The following is a 15,146-nucleotide window of genomic DNA, read 5'->3' on the forward strand; positions in this document are numbered from 1 at the left end:
TCCTACGCGATCAGCCGGGCGGTGCAAGCAGGCAAAATGAAACCCCCGGACCGATGGCCGGGGGTCGCGTGGTGCTGCGGTGCCGGGGCGGATTATTTCGCGCCCGGTCCGATGATCATGATCATCTGGCGGCCTTCCATCTTGGGCATGTTCTCGACCCGGCCAACCTCCTTGACGTCCTCGGCGATCCGTTCGAGCAGATTGCGGCCCAGATCCTGGTGCGCCATCTCGCGGCCACGGAAGCGCAGGGTGATCTTCACCTTGTCGCCGCCTTCGAGGAATTTCAGCACGTTGCGCATCTTGACGTCGTAGTCGTGCGTGTCGGTGCCGGGGCGAAATTTGACCTCCTTCACCTCGATGATCTTTTGCTTCTTGCGCGCTTCGGATTCGCGCTTTTGCTGTTCGTACTTGTACTTGCCGTAATCCATGATCTTGCAGACCGGCGGATTGGCGCTTGGCGAGATTTCGACCAGATCGAGCCCGACCTCCTCTGCCATCTCTAGCGCCCTGCGTGGGGTGACGACGCCTACGTTCTCGCCTTCTGCTCCGATCAGGCGGATTTCGTCGGCGCGGATGCGGTCGTTGATCCGGGGACCGGTGTCACGAGTGGGCGGCGCGTTATGGGGTCTGCGGGCTATGGCTTCAATCCTTCGATTGTTGAACGTTGTCGGGTGAATTTGACGGTGCAAGGTAAACGCCGGTGCGGCGGCTTTCAAGCCGCAAAATCGGCTGATATGAGCCGAACGAGCACCATTTCCCCCTTGCGGCTTTTCTTTGCACGCGGCATCTGGGAAGGAGTGTCACAAAAGGCCGTGGCGATTAACGCGAGGGCCTGTCTGTTATTCTGGGAGATGGGTATGAAAAACCTGATTTGGATCGTTCTGGCGGTCATCGTGCTGGGTGGCGGCTACATGCTGTTTACCGGCAAGTCTGTCGATGAGGTCGTGAACGACGTGAGCGGAGCCACGCAGCAGGACGTCGAGGCGCCTGAAGCGCTGGAAGATGCGGCTGAGGCTGCGGGCGAGACCGCCGACGCGGCAGCGGATGCGGCGGGTGACGCGGTCGACGCGGCACAGGACACCGCCACAGAGGCGGCAGAGGCGGTTGAAGAGGCCGCGAGCGATGCGACAAGCGAAGCATCCGATGCTGTCGAGGGCGCTGTCGAGGCTGCCGAAGAGACGGCCGCCGAGGCGAGCGAAGCGGCTCAGGAGGCCGCACAAGAGGCAGTGGACGTGGCCACCGGGACCGCTGATGAGGCAACCGATGCTGCGAGCGGCGCGACCGAGGCGGCGACCGAAAGCGCCGAAGAGGCCGTCGATGCCACCACAGAAGCCGCCTCTGACGCTGCTGCTGAAACCGAAGCCGCTTCGCAAGAGGCGGTCGACGCGGCGACCGAGACGGCGACCGAAGCCGATTCTGCCGTCGAGGGGGCTGCGGATGGCGCAGCCGAGGCCACCGAAGAGGCCGCTACCGACGCAGGTGAGACCGTCACGGGCGATGCAGCTGCTGGCGGAGCCGAGCAGGCACCCGAAGCGCTGACTGTGGACGGCTTCGACATGGAGCGCGTGCGCAGTCTGATCGAGGAGTCCGATCTGGGCTCGATGCAGGAAAACCTGCTGATCGAGGGCATCCGGGCGGCGCAGGACAATCCGGAGCTTCTGCAATCCGCGCTTCAGGCCGCACGTCAGGCGCTTGGCTACTGAGCCAGCCGGAATACCGTTGAAAAGCCCGCGCAAGGAACACCTTGCGCGGGCTTTTTTTGTGGCTGTTTCGGCATGTCTCTGGTTACGGGAGACCCTCGGGTCGAGCCCGATGGTGACGGGCATGTGTGGTAGGCGTCAGTCGAGAAACGCCTTTTCGACCACGTATTCCTTGGGGTCTGAATTAGCCCCTTCGCGCAGCCCGTAATCCTCCAGCATCTCCTTGATTTCGAGGTTGAACGCAAGGTTGCCGCAGACCATGGCGCGGTCGGTTTCTGGGGCGAGGGGGGCAACGCCCAGATCGGCGAACACCTCGCCCGAGCGCATCAGGTCGGTGATACGGCCCATCTTTGGGCTCTCTTCGCGGGTGGTGGTGGGGTAGTAGCGCAGCTTGTCGGCAAAGCCTTCGCCGATCAGTTCAGCCAGCATTTCGTCGTTGCGGATGCTGTCGATCAACTCGGCCCCGTATTGCAATTCGCCCACCTCACGGCAGGTATGGGTGATGATCACCTCGTCGTAATCCTCATAGGTCTGCGGGTCGCGCAGCAGCGACGCGAAGGGGGCAAAGCCGGTGCCGGTGGCAAAGAGCCACAGCCGCTTGCCGGGCAGGAGCGCGTCATGCACCAGCGTGCCAACGGGTTTGGGGCGCAGGATGATCTCGTCGCCCACCTCGACATGCTGCAACCGCGAGGTCAGCGGGCCGTCCTGCACCTTGATCGAGTAGAATTCCAACTCGTCATCCCAGGACGGCGAGGCGATGGAATAGGCGCGCAGGAGCGGCTTTTCGCGGCCGGTTTTCTCGTCCGTCTGCATGAGGCCGATCATCACGAATTCGCCCGACCGAAACCGCAGCGAGGCGGGCCGGGTCACGCGGAACGAGAACAGCCGGTCGGTCCAGTGTTTCACCTCTGTCACGGTCTGAGCATCGGGAATCGCGAGGGTTTTGGGCGCTTTCGCGGTCGCTTGGGTCACGGCGGTCATCTCGTTCATGGTGTCAACTGCCGGTCATTTAAACCGACATCCTCTTCTAATCTTTGATTCAGGTCAGGTGAAAGGGTTATTCTGCGGCGACGTGGCGCAGCCGTGATTGGTAGTCATGCGCCTGCCAGTTGGCGCGGGAGAGCCACTGATCCTCGGGCTGCCGGGCGGCCAGATCATCGGAAATCTCGACCTCGTCAAAGCCCGCACGCCGCGCCATGGCGTATTGATCAGCGATCACATGGCCATAGGCGCGCAGCCGACCGGTGTAGCCCATCAGGCGCAATTGCCGGGCGATGCTAAAGCCGCGCCCATCGGCGAAGCTGGGGAAATGGACCTTGATCATCTGCACGTCGGGCAGGCGACCGGCCAGTTCCAGCGGGTCTGCGCTGGAGGGCAGGGTGATGCCCACGCCCTTGCGGGCCTCTTCCAGAGGCACGATGGGGGTGGTCCAGGTCTCGGGGCCGAAGCCCGTGTCGGTGACGATGACAGTCATGCGGAAACTCCTTTTCGCACCAGTTTGCCGTTCACAAAATGGATGCCACATTCGGTTTTGTCCTGATCGCGCCAGCGGCCAGATCTTGGGTCTTCGCCCGGTTTCACGGGCGTCGTGCAGGGCATGCAGCCGATCGAAGGATAACCCCGGCTGACCAGCGGATGCCGGGGCAGGCGGTTTTCCTCCATGTAGGTTCGGATGTCGTCGCGGGCCCAATGGGCCAGCGGGTTGACCTTGATCCGATTGGTGCCTTCCTCGATCTCGAAGAAGTCGAGGGTGGCGCGGGTGCCGGTCTGATAGCGTTTGCGCCCGGTGATCCAACCGTCGAAACCGCTGAGAGCGCGTTGCAGGGGGCGGGTCTTGCGCAGGGCGCAGCAGGCGTCGGTATCGCGTCGATGCAGGGTGGCGTCGGGGTCTTGCGCCTTCAGCTCTGCGTCATCTGCGCGGATGATGCGCAGATCGCGTAGGTTGAGTCGCTCTGCCAGTTCCTGCTGATAGACCAGCGTCTCGGCAAAGAGCATCTCGGTGTCGATGAAGATCACCGGCGTCGCGGCCTGCGTGACGGAGACCATGTGCAAGAGCACAACCGATTCGGCCCCGAAGCTGGAGACCAGCGCCAGCTTGCCCGCCTGGGGGTCGCGCAGCGCGTGCTCCAGCACCGAGATCGCCGAGTGATGGCGATAGCGGTCGTTGAGCGCGCGCACCCGGGCGTACAGATCACTCTGCGGCATGGGCCCGGGCCTCGTGATCGTAGAGCGCGGATTTGAACGGGGCGAGGCCGAGACGGTTGTACGCCTCAAGGAATGTCTCCTCGGGCCCCTCGCGCAGGTCGAGATAGGCGAAGATCAGACGCTCGATGGCGGGCACGATCTCGTCATAGGCGAAACCGGGCCCGGTGCGGGTGCCGATGGCCGTGCTTTCCGACGCATCGCCGCCGAGGGTGATCTGGTAGTTTTCCACCCCCGCGCGGTCGAGGCCGAGAATGCCGATATGGCCCACATGGTGATGCCCGCAGGCATTGATGCAGCCCGAGATCTTGATCTGGAGATGGCCCACGTCATGCTCGATCTTGAGCGCGTCCAGCCGGGTGGCGATGCCTTGGGCCACGGGGATCGAACGGGCGGTCGCGAGCGCGCAGTAATCCATGCCGGGGCAGGCGATGATATCCGACGCGAGCCCGATATTGCCGGTGGCCAGCCCCGCCTCGCGCAGCGCGGCATGGACGGCCGGGATATCGGCCAGCGCCACATGCGGCAGCACGAGGTTCTGTGCATGGCTGGCGCGGATGTCATTGTGGCCGTAGCGTTCCGCCAGATCGGCGACGAGGCGCATCTGCGCGGCAGACGCGTCGCCCGGTGTCGCCCCATGCGCCTTGAGGCTGATGGTGACGATACCGTGATCGGCGTGCTTGTGCGGGACAATGTTCGTGTCTGCCCAGGCGCGGAACACCGGATCGGCATCGCGCGCGGCGTAATAGGCATGTGCGTCACGCTCGGGCAGGGTGGGGGTGACGAAGGCGGCGTTGATCCGGTCGAGCCAGACCTGATCGACGCCCGAAAAAGCCGCGCGACGGCGCGGGAACTCGGCCTCGACCAGATCGCGGATCTCATCGAGCCCGTTCTCATGCACGGTGATCTTGATCCGCGCCTTGTACTTGTTGTCGCGGCGGCCGAAACGGTTGTAGGTGGCAAGGATCGATTCGAGATAGGGCAGAAGGTCAGCGCGGGCCACGAAATCCTTGAGCAGTTTCGCGACCATCGGCGTGCGGCCCATGCCGCCGCCGACCCAGATCTCATAGCCGCGAACGCCGTCACGCTCGACGATCTTGACGCCGATATCGTGGCTTTTCATCACCGCGCGGTCAGAGTCGCTGGCGATCACAGCGATCTTGAACTTTCGCGGCAGGAACTGGAATTCCGGGTGGTCCGTGGACCATTGCCGGATTAGTTCGGCCACCGGGCGCGGATCCTCCAGCTCATCCGCCGCGGCGCCTGCGAAGTGGTCCGAGGTCACGTTGCGGATGGTGTTGCCGGAGGTCTGGATGGCGTGCATGTCGACCTCGGCCAGCGCGTCGAGCATGTCGGGAATATCGCGCAGTTGCGGCCAGTTATACTGGATATTGGTACGGGTGGTGAAATGGCCGTAGCCCTTGTCCCACCGCTCGGCCAGATAGGCCAGCTGGCGCAGTTTCGCCGGGTCGAGCGAGCCGTAAGGGATCGCCACGCGCAGCATGTAGGCGTGCAGTTGCAGGTAGAGCCCGTTCATCAGGCGCAGCGGCTTGAACTCGTCCTCGGTCAGGCTTCCGTCGATCCGACGCTCGACCTGGGCGCGGAACTGTCGGTTGCGTTCTGCAATAAAAGCGGGGTCGAAGTCGTTGTATTGATACATGGTTTTCTCCTGCGCGTGTCGCGTGGGTCAGGCGCGGTTCAGGCCGTCGGCCTGTTTACCGTGGAAAAGGTTCGAGGGTCCGGTGCGCCGGAAATCCTCGCGGAAATGGGTGGGCTCGGGACCGTCGGGGCCGGGGCGCATATCGGCGAGATAGGCGCCGACGATTTCGTTCGCGCGAGCTTGTGCCTGCAAAAGGCGATAGTCGGCATCGGCCTCGTCGGTCAGTACCTCGGCCTCTGACAGATGCCGAGTCCATTGGTCATCAGCGGTGAGGTAGACGACATCGCCCTCGATGAGGGCATTGGCGGTCACGACCTTGGGGGTAAAGTCTCGGGGCATGTCAGGCAAGCTCCTGTTTCGATTGGACAAGTGCCACTTCGGCGGCGCGGGGCGCGAGGCCGAGGAAGGTGAGCGCGGGGCCGGTGAGATTTGCCTCGGCCAGATCGGCGGGCAGCCGCTCCAGCGTGGTGGAGAGCACGCGCTGATCGGGGCGCGAGGCGTTCTCGATCACGGTGACGGGCATGGCGCGGTCGGCCCCGTGCATGATCAGGCGGCCCTGGATGAAGCGGGCGGATTTCTTGCCCATGTAGAGCGCCGCAACCTCGCCGGGCCGGGCCAGCGTGCGCCAGTCGTGATCGGCAAAGCCCTTCATGTCGTGGCCGGTGAGAAAGCGCACCGCGGCGTTGCGGCCGCGTTTGGTCAGGCTTTGGCCGATGGCGGCGACCGAGGCGGAGGCGGCGGTGATGCCGGGCACGACATGCCAGTCGATGCCAGCGGCGGTGATCGCGTCGAGTTCTTCATCAAGCCGGCCGAAGACGGTGGGATCGCCACCTTTGAGACGGACGACGCGCGCGCCGGTGAGGGCCTGTGCGACGATCAGGCCGTTGATGTCATCCTGCGACATGGAGGGGCCGAAGCCTTCCTTTCCTGCGTTGAGGCGTTGCGCGTCGGGGTTGGCCAGATCGAGGATGTCGCGGGCGACCAGCCGGTCATGGATCACCACATCGGCCTGTTGCAGCGCGCGCAGGGCCTTGACGGTGAGCAGGTCGGGGTCGCCGGGGCCTGCGCCGACAAAGGCGACGGTGCCGGGGTGGAGCGTGTTGAGGGACATGGCGCGGCCTTCTGCATGCGGTTTGACTTCACCTGCAATATAGGAAATATTCCCGGTCGAACGCCATATGGCCGCGTTAATAAGGACATATGTTCCTGTCGTCGTGGCGGTTGGGTTGAATATTCCATCGGAAAGGGAAACTTGGAATGACTGTCCGTCTCGACGATCTTGATCGGAAAATCCTCGTGCAGTTGCAGGAGGACGGGGGGCAATCGCTGGACGATATCGCCAAGGCCGTGGGCAGTTCCAAGACGCCCGTGTGGAACCGGATCCGCAAGATGCGCGAGGGCGGGGTGATCCGACAGCAGACCTATCTGCTGGATGCCGAGGCGCTTGGGTTTGAGGCGTGTTTCTTTGTCCTGATCCGCACGTCAGAGCATGATGCGGGCTGGCAGGGGCAGTTTCTGAATGCGCTTAATGCCCGGCCCGAGGTGATGGAGGCGCATCGGCTGGCGGGGGATATCGACTATATCCTCAAGGTGCGGGTGGCCAATGCGCGGGCCTATGACGTGTTCTATCAGGCGCTGATTTCGGAGGTGAAGGTGCATAACGTCACGGCGCTGTTGTCGATGGAAGAGATCAAATCCACGACGATACTTCCGATTTGATATCAATCGGTTGTGGGGTGTTCCTCAAGTGCCGAGATGATCGGTGAGAAGTCGGCGGATTTGAGGCTCGCGCCGCCGACGAGTGCGCCGTCGACATTTGACGTGGCGAAGAGTTCGTCGGCATTGGCGGGCTTGACCGAGCCGCCATAGAGCAGGCGGATGGCGTTGGCTTCGGGCTCGCCCAGAAGATCCTTGAGGCGAGCGCGCAGGAAATCATGCACTTCGGCGATCTGGGCGGTGCTGGGGGTGAGGCCGGTGCCGATGGCCCAGACGGGCTCGTAGGCGATGACGATGTTGGTACCGGTTGCGCCGTCGGGCAGTGATGTGTCGAGTTGGGTGGCGATCACGTCGAGGGTTTGCGCGGCCTCGCGCTGTGCAAGGGTCTCGCCAAGGCAGATCACGGCGGTGAGGCCTACGGACCAAGCGGCAAGCGCCTTTGCGGCCACCAAATCGCTGGTTTCATTGTGATTTTCGCGGCGCTCGGAATGGCCGAGCAGGACCGCCGTGGCCCCTGCATCGGCCAGCATCGGGGCGGAGATGTCGCCAGTATGCGCGCCGGAGGGGGCGCTGTGGCAGTCCTGTCCGCCAATCATCAGCGGGCTGTCGGCGGTGAGGGCGGCGGCCTGCACGATCAGGGTGGCAGGCGGGCAGATCAGGATGTCGACGCGAGGGTTATGATGCGCGGTGGTGAGGGTCTGCAATTCGCCGAGGCTGGCATTGGTGCCGTTCATCTTCCAATTGCCTGCGGCGAGCTTGCGTTTCATGCACTCATGACCCTGATTATGGTTTTTGAAACAATGGGCTGCGAGCCGAAGCTCACATGCCTTCGAACTTGATCGACTCGCCGCAGCCGCAGGCCTCGGTCACGTTCGGGTTGTTGAACACGAACCCGGATTCCAGCAGCGAGGTCTGGTAGTCGATCTCGGTGCCGAAGAGGAACATCTGTGCCATCGGCGCGATCATCACACGCGCGCCGTCCTGTTCGACCACTTCGTCATGGGGGTCGACTTCGGTCACATACTCCATCGTGTATTCCATGCCCGCGCAGCCGCCCTTCTTGACGCCGATGCGCAAGCCCTGATGGCCGTCCCGGCCCATCAGTTTCGCGATCTGCGTGGCGGCGGTAGGGGTCATCGAGACCGCCTGCTTTCCGGGGATGCCAAACATGAGGTTTGCCTTTCAGTCGCTTGGTTTCGTTACATGAAACCCAGTTCAAGCCGGGCTTCGTCGCTCATCATGTCCATGCCCCAGGGCGGCTCCCAGACGAGGTGCACATCGACTTGCTTGACGCCCGCCAGCGGCTCGATCGCCTCGGCGACCCAGCCGGGCATTTCGCCTGCGACCGGGCAGCCCGGCGCGGTCAGGGTCATGGTGACGTTGATCGCGTTTTCACCATCAATATCAATCGTATAGATCAAGCCAAGGTCGTAGATGTTGACCGGGATCTCGGGGTCATAGACGCCACGGCACGCCTCGACCACCTGATCGTAGAGCGGGTGGTCGGTGCTGGAGGGGGCGATGAGAGGGGCCCCTTCAAGCGGCTCGGATGAATTCATCATGATCGTGTCCTGCGGTTATCCTGAGCAAACATATAAGTTTTATAAACCCTCACGTCCAGAGGGGCGGTTGCATGCGACCCGGGCCTAGCCGTCAGATTTTCCAGCCGACTTGCGGCGGCGGACCGGGGCGGGACGCACCCGCGCCTCGATCATGTCATAGAGCGCGCCGGTGATGTTCTTGCCGGTGGAGCCCTCGATGCCCTCGAAGCCGGGGGAGGAATTCACTTCCAGCACCTTGGGTCCGGTTTCGGAGCGCAGGAGATCGACGCCCGCCATGTTGAGGTCGAACACCCGCGCTGCGCGAATGGCCGTGTCGCGTTCTGCCTTGGTGATGCGCACCGATTTGGCTGAGCCGCCGCGATGCAGGTTGGAGCGGAAATCACCCTCGGCGCCGGTGCGTTTCATCGAGGCCACGACTTTGCCGCCGATCACGAGGCAACGGATATCCTCGCCCGCCGCTTCCTTGACGAAATCCTGTACGAGGAAATTGGCCTTGAGACCGCGAAAGGCGTCGATCACCGATTCGGCGGCCTTCTTGGTTTCGGCCAGCACCACGCCCTTGCCTTGTGTCGATTCGAGCAGTTTGACGATCAGAGGCGCCGTGCCGACGAGGCCCATGAGGTTGGCGGTGTCCTTGGGGGAGGCGGCGAAGGCGGTGTTGGGCATGCCCACTTGCGCGCGCGCCATCAGCTGATGGGCGTAAAGCTTGTCGCGGCTGGCGATGATGCCCGCCGAGGTGTTGACGCTGTAGGTGCCGATGGTTTCGAACTGGCGAATGACGGCGGCCCCGTAGGCGGTGACCGAGGCCCCGATGCGCGGCACCACCGCGTCATAGCGCGGCAGGCGTTTGCCGTCGTAATGCACTTCCGGTGCCAGTGCGTTGATCGCCATGTAGCAGCGCGTGGTGTCGATCACCTCGACGGTGTGGCCGCGGGATTCGCCTTCCTCGACAAGGCGGCGGGTGGAGTAGTTGTTCTCGCGGCTGAGCACGGCAATGCGGAGCGCGCGTTTGGGCTGTGCGGCGCGCATCTTCGAGGTGTGATAGACGTCATAGCTGAGTTCGGGCTGCAGGAAGCGGTCGGTGGCGACGATGGAGATGTGATCCTTGAGCGCCTGCCGCCCGAGCAGCATGCGCGAGGCCATGGTCGAGCGGTTGGTGAGGGTGATCTCGATCGGCCAGCTGTCGCCGTTCACCGACAAGGTGCTCTGGATGACGTAGCGCAATTCGCGCTCGCCATTCGAGGAGGCCACCTCGCGCCGGTCGAGAATGGTGGCGGAGCAGGGGATGATCAGATCGTCGCGGCCCGGAATCGGGTGTACGGTGAAACGCACCTTGGGTTTCGCGGACGGCCCGAAGGTTTCGATGTCGAAGGCATGCAGTGCTGAAGTGCGCGCGCCGGTATCGACCTTGGCCTTCAATGCGGGCACGCCCAGATCGGGGAGCGAAATCCATTCCTCCCAGCCGAATTGGAGGGGCTGGGGCGTGTCTGGCGTATCGCTCATGGGCTATGGCTCCTTGTCATGGGCGCGGATTCGTCGGATATGACCTGTCTCGCGCTATGGGGCCAAGATGACAGCATTATTCAACTATAAACTCAAGGGAACTGACGGATTGGCGCGCACGGGTGTGATTTCCACACCGCGCGGCGAGATCCGCACGCCGGCCTTCATGCCGGTGGGCACGGCGGCGACGGTGAAGGCGATGATGCCCGAGAGCGTGGCCGCCACCGGCGCGGATATCCTTCTGGGCAACACCTATCACCTGATGCTGCGGCCCGGGGCGGAGCGGGTGGCGAACCTGGGCGGTCTGCACCGGTTCATGAACTGGGAGAAGCCGATCCTGACGGATTCGGGCGGCTTTCAGGTGATGAGCCTTGCCGGGCTGCGCAAGCTGACCGAGGCGGGGGTGACGTTTCGCAGTCATATCGACGGATCAAAACATGAGTTGACGCCGGAGCGGTCGATGGAAATCCAGCGGCTGCTGGGGTCGGATATCGTGATGTGTTTCGACGAATGCCCGGCGCTGCCTGCGAGTGACACGGCTGTGGCCGATAGCATGCAGCTCAGCATGCGGTGGGCGGCGCGCTCGAAAGAGGCGTTCGGGGATCGGCCTGGCCATGCGCTTTTCGGGATCATGCAGGGCGGGGTCACGCCCGAGTTGCGCGAGGAAAGTGCCGCCGCGCTTTCCGGGATCGGGTTTGATGGCTATGCGGTCGGTGGTCTGGCCGTGGGCGAGGGGCAAGCGGCGATGTTCGGCGTGCTGGATTACGCGCCGGGGTTTTTGCCCGAGGACAAGCCGCGCTACCTGATGGGGGTGGGCAAGCCCGACGATATCGTGGGGGCCGTGAAGCGCGGCATCGACATGATGGATTGCGTGCTGCCATCGCGCTCGGGGCGCACCGGGCAGGCATGGACGCGACGTGGGCAGGTCAACATCAAGAACGCCCGGCATCAGGATGATCCCAGGCCGCTCGATGAGGCCTGTGGCTGCCCGGCCTGTCGCAATTACAGCCGCGCCTATCTGCATCATGTGTTCCGCAGTCAGGAGATGATCTCGGGCATGCTGCTGACCTGGCACAACCTGCATTATTACCAGGAGATCATGGCGGGCATGCGCGCGGCGATTTCTGAGTGGCGGTTCGCGGCGTGGGAAACGGCGTTTCATGCGCTGCGGGCGGAGGGCGATATCGAGCCGTTGTGACAGGCGGGGTCGCGCGGCCTAGAGAAACCTGTCCGCGAGTTTCTGCAACGCGCTGCGGGTGTCTTCGGGGGCTTCTTGGGGCGGCTCCGGGTCCGGCACCGGCTTGGTCTTGCGCTCGGGCTTGGGGCGGGGCGGGGTCATGCGCTGCGCGACCGCGTTCTGAAACCGGTCGGGCTTGCCCTGTGCCAGCCACGGCGCGCCATCGGCAATGCCGCGCATCATGTCGTCGAGCCAGTCCTGATCGGCCTTGGCGAAATCCTGCAACACATAGCCCGCCACCCGGTCCTTGTGTCCCGGATGCCCGATGCCGAGCCGCACGCGGGCATACTCGGCGCCGATATGGGCATGGATCGAGCGCAATCCGTTATGGCCCGCGTGCCCGCCGCCGGTCTTGACGCGCAGCTTGCCGGGGGCAAGGTCCAACTCATCGTGAAAGACGGTCACGTCGCCGGGCGTCAGCTTGTAGAACCGCATCGCCTCGCCCACCGACTGGCCACTGAGATTCATGAAGGTGCCGGGCTTGAGCAGGATTACCTTCTCGCCCTCGAGCACGCCCTCGGTGACATGGCCCTGAAACTTGGCCCGCCACGGGCCGAACCCGTGATCCCCGGCGATCCGGTCGACGGCCATGAAGCCGATATTGTGGCGATTGCCCGCATATTTCGCCCCCGGATTGCCGAGGCCCACAAAGAGCTGCATTGCCCATTTCTCCCGCGTCACTCTAGGATGGTCTAGGGCCTTGGCCTGACGGAATCAACCAAGCGGCGGGGCGGCATGGCAGAGTATGAGATCGATGACCTGACGCTCGATGTGCCCGACAGCCTGATCAATGACCGGATCGCGGCAAAACTGGCCTCGGGCAAATACGAGGGACAGGAGGCCGCCGCCGCCCGCATGCGCCTGCGCGAAGGCCAGCGGGTGCTGGAACTGGGCGCGGGGATCGGCTATATCGCGGCGCTTTGCGCGCGGGTGGCGGGACCGGCCAATGTCACCACGGTCGAGGCCAACCCGGTGATGCTGCCGGTGATCCGCGCCAATCTCGACCGCAACGGGGCGGAGGCTGTGACGCTGCTGCATGGCGCGGTGACGGGGCGGGCGGGCGACGCGGGGGCCATCGCCTTTGACGGGGCGCGCACATTCTGGGCCGGACATATCGCCGATGAGGACAGCGCCCCGGAGCGGGTGGTCGAGGTGCCGAGGCTTGCGCTCGATGCCTTGCTGGACACGGTGCGCCCGCATCTGGTGATCATGGATATAGAAGGGGCCGAGGAACATCTATTCGATGCGCCCTGGCCGGATCATGTTCATTCGGTGATGATGGAACTGCATCCGGGGCGTTATCCCGACACCGTGATCCAGCGGATCGTGGATTGCATGTCGGCCTCGGGGCTGACCTATGATCCGGGGCCCTCGCGCGGGCGTATCCTGTGCTTTCGCCGGGTGCGCGGGCGATAAACGAAAAACGCGGCCGCCGTTTCCGGGGCCGCGTCGTTTCGTGTCGCGATGAGGTGGCGGATTACTCCTCCGCGGCGACCTCTTCAGCTTCGACCTCGTCGACCTGATCTTCATCCTCGTCATCCTCCTGGCTGCGCAGCGCAGAGGGGGCGGAGATGTTGCAGATCACGAAGTCGCGGTCGATCGTCGGCTTGGTGCCCGCGGGCAGGTCAACCATGGAAATCGTCAGCGTGTCGCCGATGTTTTCCATCTTGGTCAGATCGACGGTGATCTTTTCGGGGATGTCGCCCGCCGTCACCACAAGTTCGATCTCGGGGCGCACCAAGGTCAGAACGCCGCCCTTGCGGAGTGCCGCGCATTCTTCCTCGCCCTCGAATTCGACATGGATGAAGAGGTTGATCTTGGTGGTCCGGCGCAGGCGCATGAAATCGACATGCGTCGGCAGGTCCTTGACAATATCGCGCTGCACGTCGCGGCAGATCACGCGCACATCCTCGTGACCATCGACCTTGAGGTTGAAGAGCGTGGACTTGAAGCGTCCCGCCTTCAGGCGCTTGATCAGCGCGTTATAGGGCAGTTGGATTGCCAGCGGCTCTTTGTCGCCACCGAACACGATACCCGGAACCAGATGCGCACGGCGCACCGCACGAGCGGCGCCCTTGCCCGTCCCCGTGCGTTCCTGGGCGTGAAGATCAGGAATTTCTCCAGCCATTTTGAATTCTCCATAGGTTAGAGCGGGGCTCCTCCAAGGCTGTAGCCCCGCGTGAAATTGCGCCTATAGAGCACGCTGGCTTGCTTGAAAAGGGCCAAACGGCATGGCCTGCGGCTTCTTTTTGGCAAAAATACTCAAATTCCGGCACTGGCCACGGGGCGTTACTCCCACTCGCCCGAGAACCCCTTGGGCACCATCAGGATATCGCGGTCGAGATCATGCACGTCGCGCCGCCCGCAGAGGCCCATGGTGGTATCGAGTTCCTTGCAGATCACCTCCAGTGTCTTGCTGACACCGGACTCGCCCATCGCCCCCAGCCCGTAGACGAAGGCGCGCCCGATATAGGTGCCCTTGGCGCCCATGGCGAGGGCCTTGAGCACGTCCTGACCCGAGCGGATGCCGCTGTCGAGATGCACCTCGATCTTGTCGCCCACCGCATCCATGATCGCGGGCAGGGCGCGGATGGCTGAGAGCGCGCCGTCAAGCTGCCGCCCGCCGTGGTTCGACACGATGATCGCGTCTGCCCCCACGTTCAGCGCCTCAAGCGCATCGCGCGGGTCCATGATGCCCTTGATGATGAGGGGGCCGTCCCACATCTTGCGGAACACGCGGATGCGGTCCCAGTCGAGCGCCTGATCGAACGCCTCTGATGTCCAGGCCGAGAGCGAGGAGGGATCGGTCACGCCCTTGGCGTGGCCCACGATATTGCCGAAGCTGCGCCGCTTGGTGCCCAGCATGCCAAGGCCCCAATGCACCTTGGTCATCATATTGGCGACGCTGGCCGGCGTCAGTTTGGGCGGGGCGCTGAGGCCGTTCTTGAGGTCCTTGTGCCGCTGCCCCAGCATCTGCAGATCGACCGTGATCATCGCCGCCGAACATTTGGCATCGCGCGCCCGATCGAACAGCCGCTGCATGAAATCGTCGTCCTTGAGCGTGTAGACCTGAAACCAGAACGGCTTTTCGGTGTGCTCCGCCACATCCTCGATGGAGCAGATCGACATGGTCGAGAGCGTGAAGGGCACGCCGAATTTCTCGGCTGCGCGGGCCGCCTTGATCTCGCCATCGGCGTGCTGCATGCCGGTGAGGCCCACCGGCGCGAGGCCCACCGGCATCGCCACGTCCTGCCCGATCATCTTTGTCGCGAGGTTGCGCCCGGTCATGTCGATGGCGACGCGCTGTTTGAGATAGATGCGGTCGAAATCGGAGGTGTTCTCGCGGAAGGTCTGTTCCGACCAGCTGCCCGACTCCGCGTAGTCGTAGAACATCTTGGGCACGCGGCGGCGGTAGATCCGCTTGAGATCGTCGATATTGGTGATGACGGGCATGGGGCACTCCGGAAAATTGGTAAATATGCTTTACCAACCCAGCAGCATCTGCGCAATCGTCGCCGGTGCCGCACGGGGATGCCGGGTCGGGAGAGGCCGTGCCACGCGCGTCG

The 15,146-nt window shown here is 63.6% G+C and carries 18 protein-coding genes; 4 read left to right on the forward strand and 14 right to left on the reverse strand.

Annotated elements, in window-relative coordinates; genetic code table 11:
- Positions 1-92: 92 nt before the first annotated feature.
- Positions 93-716: a translation initiation factor IF-3 gene (gene infC / locus BMX04_RS01415; RefSeq protein ID WP_074784583.1), complete on the reverse strand. Its 624-nt coding sequence runs from the start codon at positions 714-716 to the stop codon at positions 93-95.
- Positions 717-857: 141 nt separating this feature from the next.
- Between infC and BMX04_RS01420 the strand changes: the two genes are divergently transcribed.
- Positions 858-1,703 (forward strand): translation initiation factor 3, encoded by an 846-nt coding sequence (locus BMX04_RS01420; protein ID WP_083398043.1) that lies wholly within the window; start codon positions 858-860, stop codon positions 1,701-1,703.
- A gap of 135 nt (positions 1,704-1,838) precedes the next feature.
- Here the strand turns inward: BMX04_RS01420 and BMX04_RS01425 are convergent, their stop codons facing one another.
- The 6 genes from BMX04_RS01425 to cobA form a co-directional block, all read right to left on the reverse strand.
- Positions 1,839-2,690, reverse strand: coding sequence for a ferredoxin--NADP reductase (locus BMX04_RS01425; RefSeq protein ID WP_074784587.1), 852 nt, complete (start codon positions 2,688-2,690; stop codon positions 1,839-1,841).
- Positions 2,691-2,757: 67 nt separating this feature from the next.
- On the reverse strand, positions 2,758-3,174 hold the full coding sequence (locus BMX04_RS01430; protein ID WP_074784589.1) for a DUF934 domain-containing protein: 417 nt from the start codon (positions 3,172-3,174) through the stop codon (positions 2,758-2,760).
- The gene (locus BMX04_RS01435; protein WP_074784591.1) at positions 3,171-3,905 is read right to left on the reverse strand and encodes a phosphoadenylyl-sulfate reductase; all 735 of its coding nucleotides are present in this window, start codon (positions 3,903-3,905) and stop codon (positions 3,171-3,173) included. The genes BMX04_RS01430 and BMX04_RS01435 overlap by 4 nt, the downstream gene beginning before the upstream one ends.
- Entirely contained in the window at positions 3,892-5,562 is a 1,671-nt protein-coding gene (locus tag BMX04_RS01440) for a nitrite/sulfite reductase (RefSeq protein WP_074784593.1), read from the reverse strand. Before BMX04_RS01440 ends, BMX04_RS01435 begins: the two co-directional genes overlap by 14 nt.
- A gap of 27 nt (positions 5,563-5,589) precedes the next feature.
- Positions 5,590-5,901 carry a DUF2849 domain-containing protein gene (locus tag BMX04_RS01445; protein ID WP_074784595.1) on the reverse strand — a complete coding sequence of 104 codons (312 nt, stop codon included), beginning with the start codon at positions 5,899-5,901 and terminating at the stop codon, positions 5,590-5,592.
- A gap of 1 nt (position 5,902) precedes the next feature.
- Positions 5,903-6,673 carry a uroporphyrinogen-III C-methyltransferase gene (gene cobA, locus BMX04_RS01450; RefSeq protein ID WP_074784597.1) on the reverse strand — a complete coding sequence of 257 codons (771 nt, stop codon included), beginning with the start codon at positions 6,671-6,673 and terminating at the stop codon, positions 5,903-5,905.
- A 146-nt stretch (positions 6,674-6,819) separates the two neighbouring features.
- Between cobA and BMX04_RS01455 the strand changes: the two genes are divergently transcribed.
- Positions 6,820-7,281 carry an Lrp/AsnC family transcriptional regulator gene (locus tag BMX04_RS01455; protein ID WP_074784599.1) on the forward strand — a complete coding sequence of 154 codons (462 nt, stop codon included), beginning with the start codon at positions 6,820-6,822 and terminating at the stop codon, positions 7,279-7,281.
- Between the two features lie 2 nt (positions 7,282-7,283).
- Here the strand turns inward: BMX04_RS01455 and tpiA are convergent, their stop codons facing one another.
- The 4 genes from tpiA to rimK all read right to left on the reverse strand — a co-directional run bounded on the left by tpiA (position 7,284) and on the right by rimK (position 10,343).
- The gene (tpiA, locus tag BMX04_RS01460) at positions 7,284-8,045 is read right to left on the reverse strand and encodes a triose-phosphate isomerase (RefSeq protein ID WP_074784601.1); all 762 of its coding nucleotides are present in this window, start codon (positions 8,043-8,045) and stop codon (positions 7,284-7,286) included.
- Positions 8,046-8,097: 52 nt separating this feature from the next.
- On the reverse strand, positions 8,098-8,448 hold the full coding sequence (locus BMX04_RS01465) for a HesB/IscA family protein (protein WP_050662416.1): 351 nt from the start codon (positions 8,446-8,448) through the stop codon (positions 8,098-8,100).
- Positions 8,449-8,477: 29 nt separating this feature from the next.
- Positions 8,478-8,840: an SUF system Fe-S cluster assembly protein gene (locus BMX04_RS01470; protein ID WP_050662415.1), complete on the reverse strand. Its 363-nt coding sequence runs from the start codon at positions 8,838-8,840 to the stop codon at positions 8,478-8,480.
- An 84-nt stretch (positions 8,841-8,924) separates the two neighbouring features.
- Positions 8,925-10,343: a 30S ribosomal protein S6--L-glutamate ligase gene (gene rimK / locus BMX04_RS01475; RefSeq protein WP_050662414.1), complete on the reverse strand. Its 1,419-nt coding sequence runs from the start codon at positions 10,341-10,343 to the stop codon at positions 8,925-8,927.
- A gap of 67 nt (positions 10,344-10,410) precedes the next feature.
- On the opposite strand from rimK, the gene tgt reads away from it, so the two are divergent.
- Complete coding sequence (gene tgt / locus BMX04_RS01480) at positions 10,411-11,541, forward strand: tRNA guanosine(34) transglycosylase Tgt (protein WP_074784603.1); 1,131 nt, start codon at positions 10,411-10,413, stop codon at positions 11,539-11,541.
- Between the two features lie 18 nt (positions 11,542-11,559).
- On the opposite strand, the gene pth is transcribed toward tgt, so the two are convergent.
- Positions 11,560-12,240 carry an aminoacyl-tRNA hydrolase gene (gene pth, locus BMX04_RS01485; RefSeq protein WP_074784605.1) on the reverse strand — a complete coding sequence of 227 codons (681 nt, stop codon included), beginning with the start codon at positions 12,238-12,240 and terminating at the stop codon, positions 11,560-11,562.
- A gap of 75 nt (positions 12,241-12,315) precedes the next feature.
- Between pth and BMX04_RS01490 the strand changes: the two genes are divergently transcribed.
- Positions 12,316-12,996, forward strand: coding sequence for an FkbM family methyltransferase (locus BMX04_RS01490; protein WP_074784606.1), 681 nt, complete (start codon positions 12,316-12,318; stop codon positions 12,994-12,996).
- Between the two features lie 61 nt (positions 12,997-13,057).
- On the opposite strand, the gene BMX04_RS01495 is transcribed toward BMX04_RS01490, so the two are convergent.
- The gene (locus BMX04_RS01495; RefSeq protein ID WP_074784607.1) at positions 13,058-13,708 is read right to left on the reverse strand and encodes a 50S ribosomal protein L25/general stress protein Ctc; all 651 of its coding nucleotides are present in this window, start codon (positions 13,706-13,708) and stop codon (positions 13,058-13,060) included.
- 161 nt (positions 13,709-13,869) lie between these two features.
- Positions 13,870-15,033: an alpha-hydroxy acid oxidase gene (locus tag BMX04_RS01500; protein ID WP_074784608.1), complete on the reverse strand. Its 1,164-nt coding sequence runs from the start codon at positions 15,031-15,033 to the stop codon at positions 13,870-13,872.
- Between the last annotated feature and the right edge of the window lie 113 nt (positions 15,034-15,146).

Origin of the sequence: Roseovarius tolerans, from assembly GCF_900109855.1 — a bacterium.
Lineage (GTDB): Bacteria > Pseudomonadota > Alphaproteobacteria > Rhodobacterales > Rhodobacteraceae > Roseovarius > Roseovarius tolerans.

Bases quoted from the DNA above. Each gene is read 5' to 3' on its own strand.
- BMX04_RS01435 (WP_074784591.1), bottom strand. From the start codon at position 3,905: ATGCCGCAGAGTGATCTGTACGCCCGGGTGCGCGCGCTCAACGACCGC.
- BMX04_RS01425 (WP_074784587.1), bottom strand. From the start codon at position 2,690: ATGAACGAGATGACCGCCGTGACCCAAGCGACCGCGAAAGCGCCCAAA.
- BMX04_RS01465 (WP_050662416.1), bottom strand. From the start codon at position 8,448: ATGTTTGGCATCCCCGGAAAGCAGGCGGTCTCGATGACCCCTACCGCC.
- tgt (WP_074784603.1), top strand. From the start codon at position 10,411: ATGACAGCATTATTCAACTATAAACTCAAGGGAACTGACGGATTGGCG.
- BMX04_RS01445 (WP_074784595.1), bottom strand. From the start codon at position 5,901: ATGCCCCGAGACTTTACCCCCAAGGTCGTGACCGCCAATGCCCTCATC.
- rimK (WP_050662414.1), bottom strand. From the start codon at position 10,343: ATGAGCGATACGCCAGACACGCCCCAGCCCCTCCAATTCGGCTGGGAG.
- BMX04_RS01430 (WP_074784589.1), bottom strand. From the start codon at position 3,174: ATGACTGTCATCGTCACCGACACGGGCTTCGGCCCCGAGACCTGGACC.
- BMX04_RS01455 (WP_074784599.1), top strand. From the start codon at position 6,820: ATGACTGTCCGTCTCGACGATCTTGATCGGAAAATCCTCGTGCAGTTG.
- BMX04_RS01500 (WP_074784608.1), bottom strand. From the start codon at position 15,033: ATGCCCGTCATCACCAATATCGACGATCTCAAGCGGATCTACCGCCGC.
- tpiA (WP_074784601.1), bottom strand. From the start codon at position 8,045: ATGAAACGCAAGCTCGCCGCAGGCAATTGGAAGATGAACGGCACCAAT.
- BMX04_RS01440 (WP_074784593.1), bottom strand. From the start codon at position 5,562: ATGTATCAATACAACGACTTCGACCCCGCTTTTATTGCAGAACGCAAC.
- BMX04_RS01470 (WP_050662415.1), bottom strand. From the start codon at position 8,840: ATGATGAATTCATCCGAGCCGCTTGAAGGGGCCCCTCTCATCGCCCCC.
- BMX04_RS01420 (WP_083398043.1), top strand. From the start codon at position 858: ATGAAAAACCTGATTTGGATCGTTCTGGCGGTCATCGTGCTGGGTGGC.
- BMX04_RS01495 (WP_074784607.1), bottom strand. From the start codon at position 13,708: ATGGCTGGAGAAATTCCTGATCTTCACGCCCAGGAACGCACGGGGACG.
- pth (WP_074784605.1), bottom strand. From the start codon at position 12,240: ATGCAGCTCTTTGTGGGCCTCGGCAATCCGGGGGCGAAATATGCGGGC.
- BMX04_RS01490 (WP_074784606.1), top strand. From the start codon at position 12,316: ATGGCAGAGTATGAGATCGATGACCTGACGCTCGATGTGCCCGACAGC.
- cobA (WP_074784597.1), bottom strand. From the start codon at position 6,673: ATGTCCCTCAACACGCTCCACCCCGGCACCGTCGCCTTTGTCGGCGCA.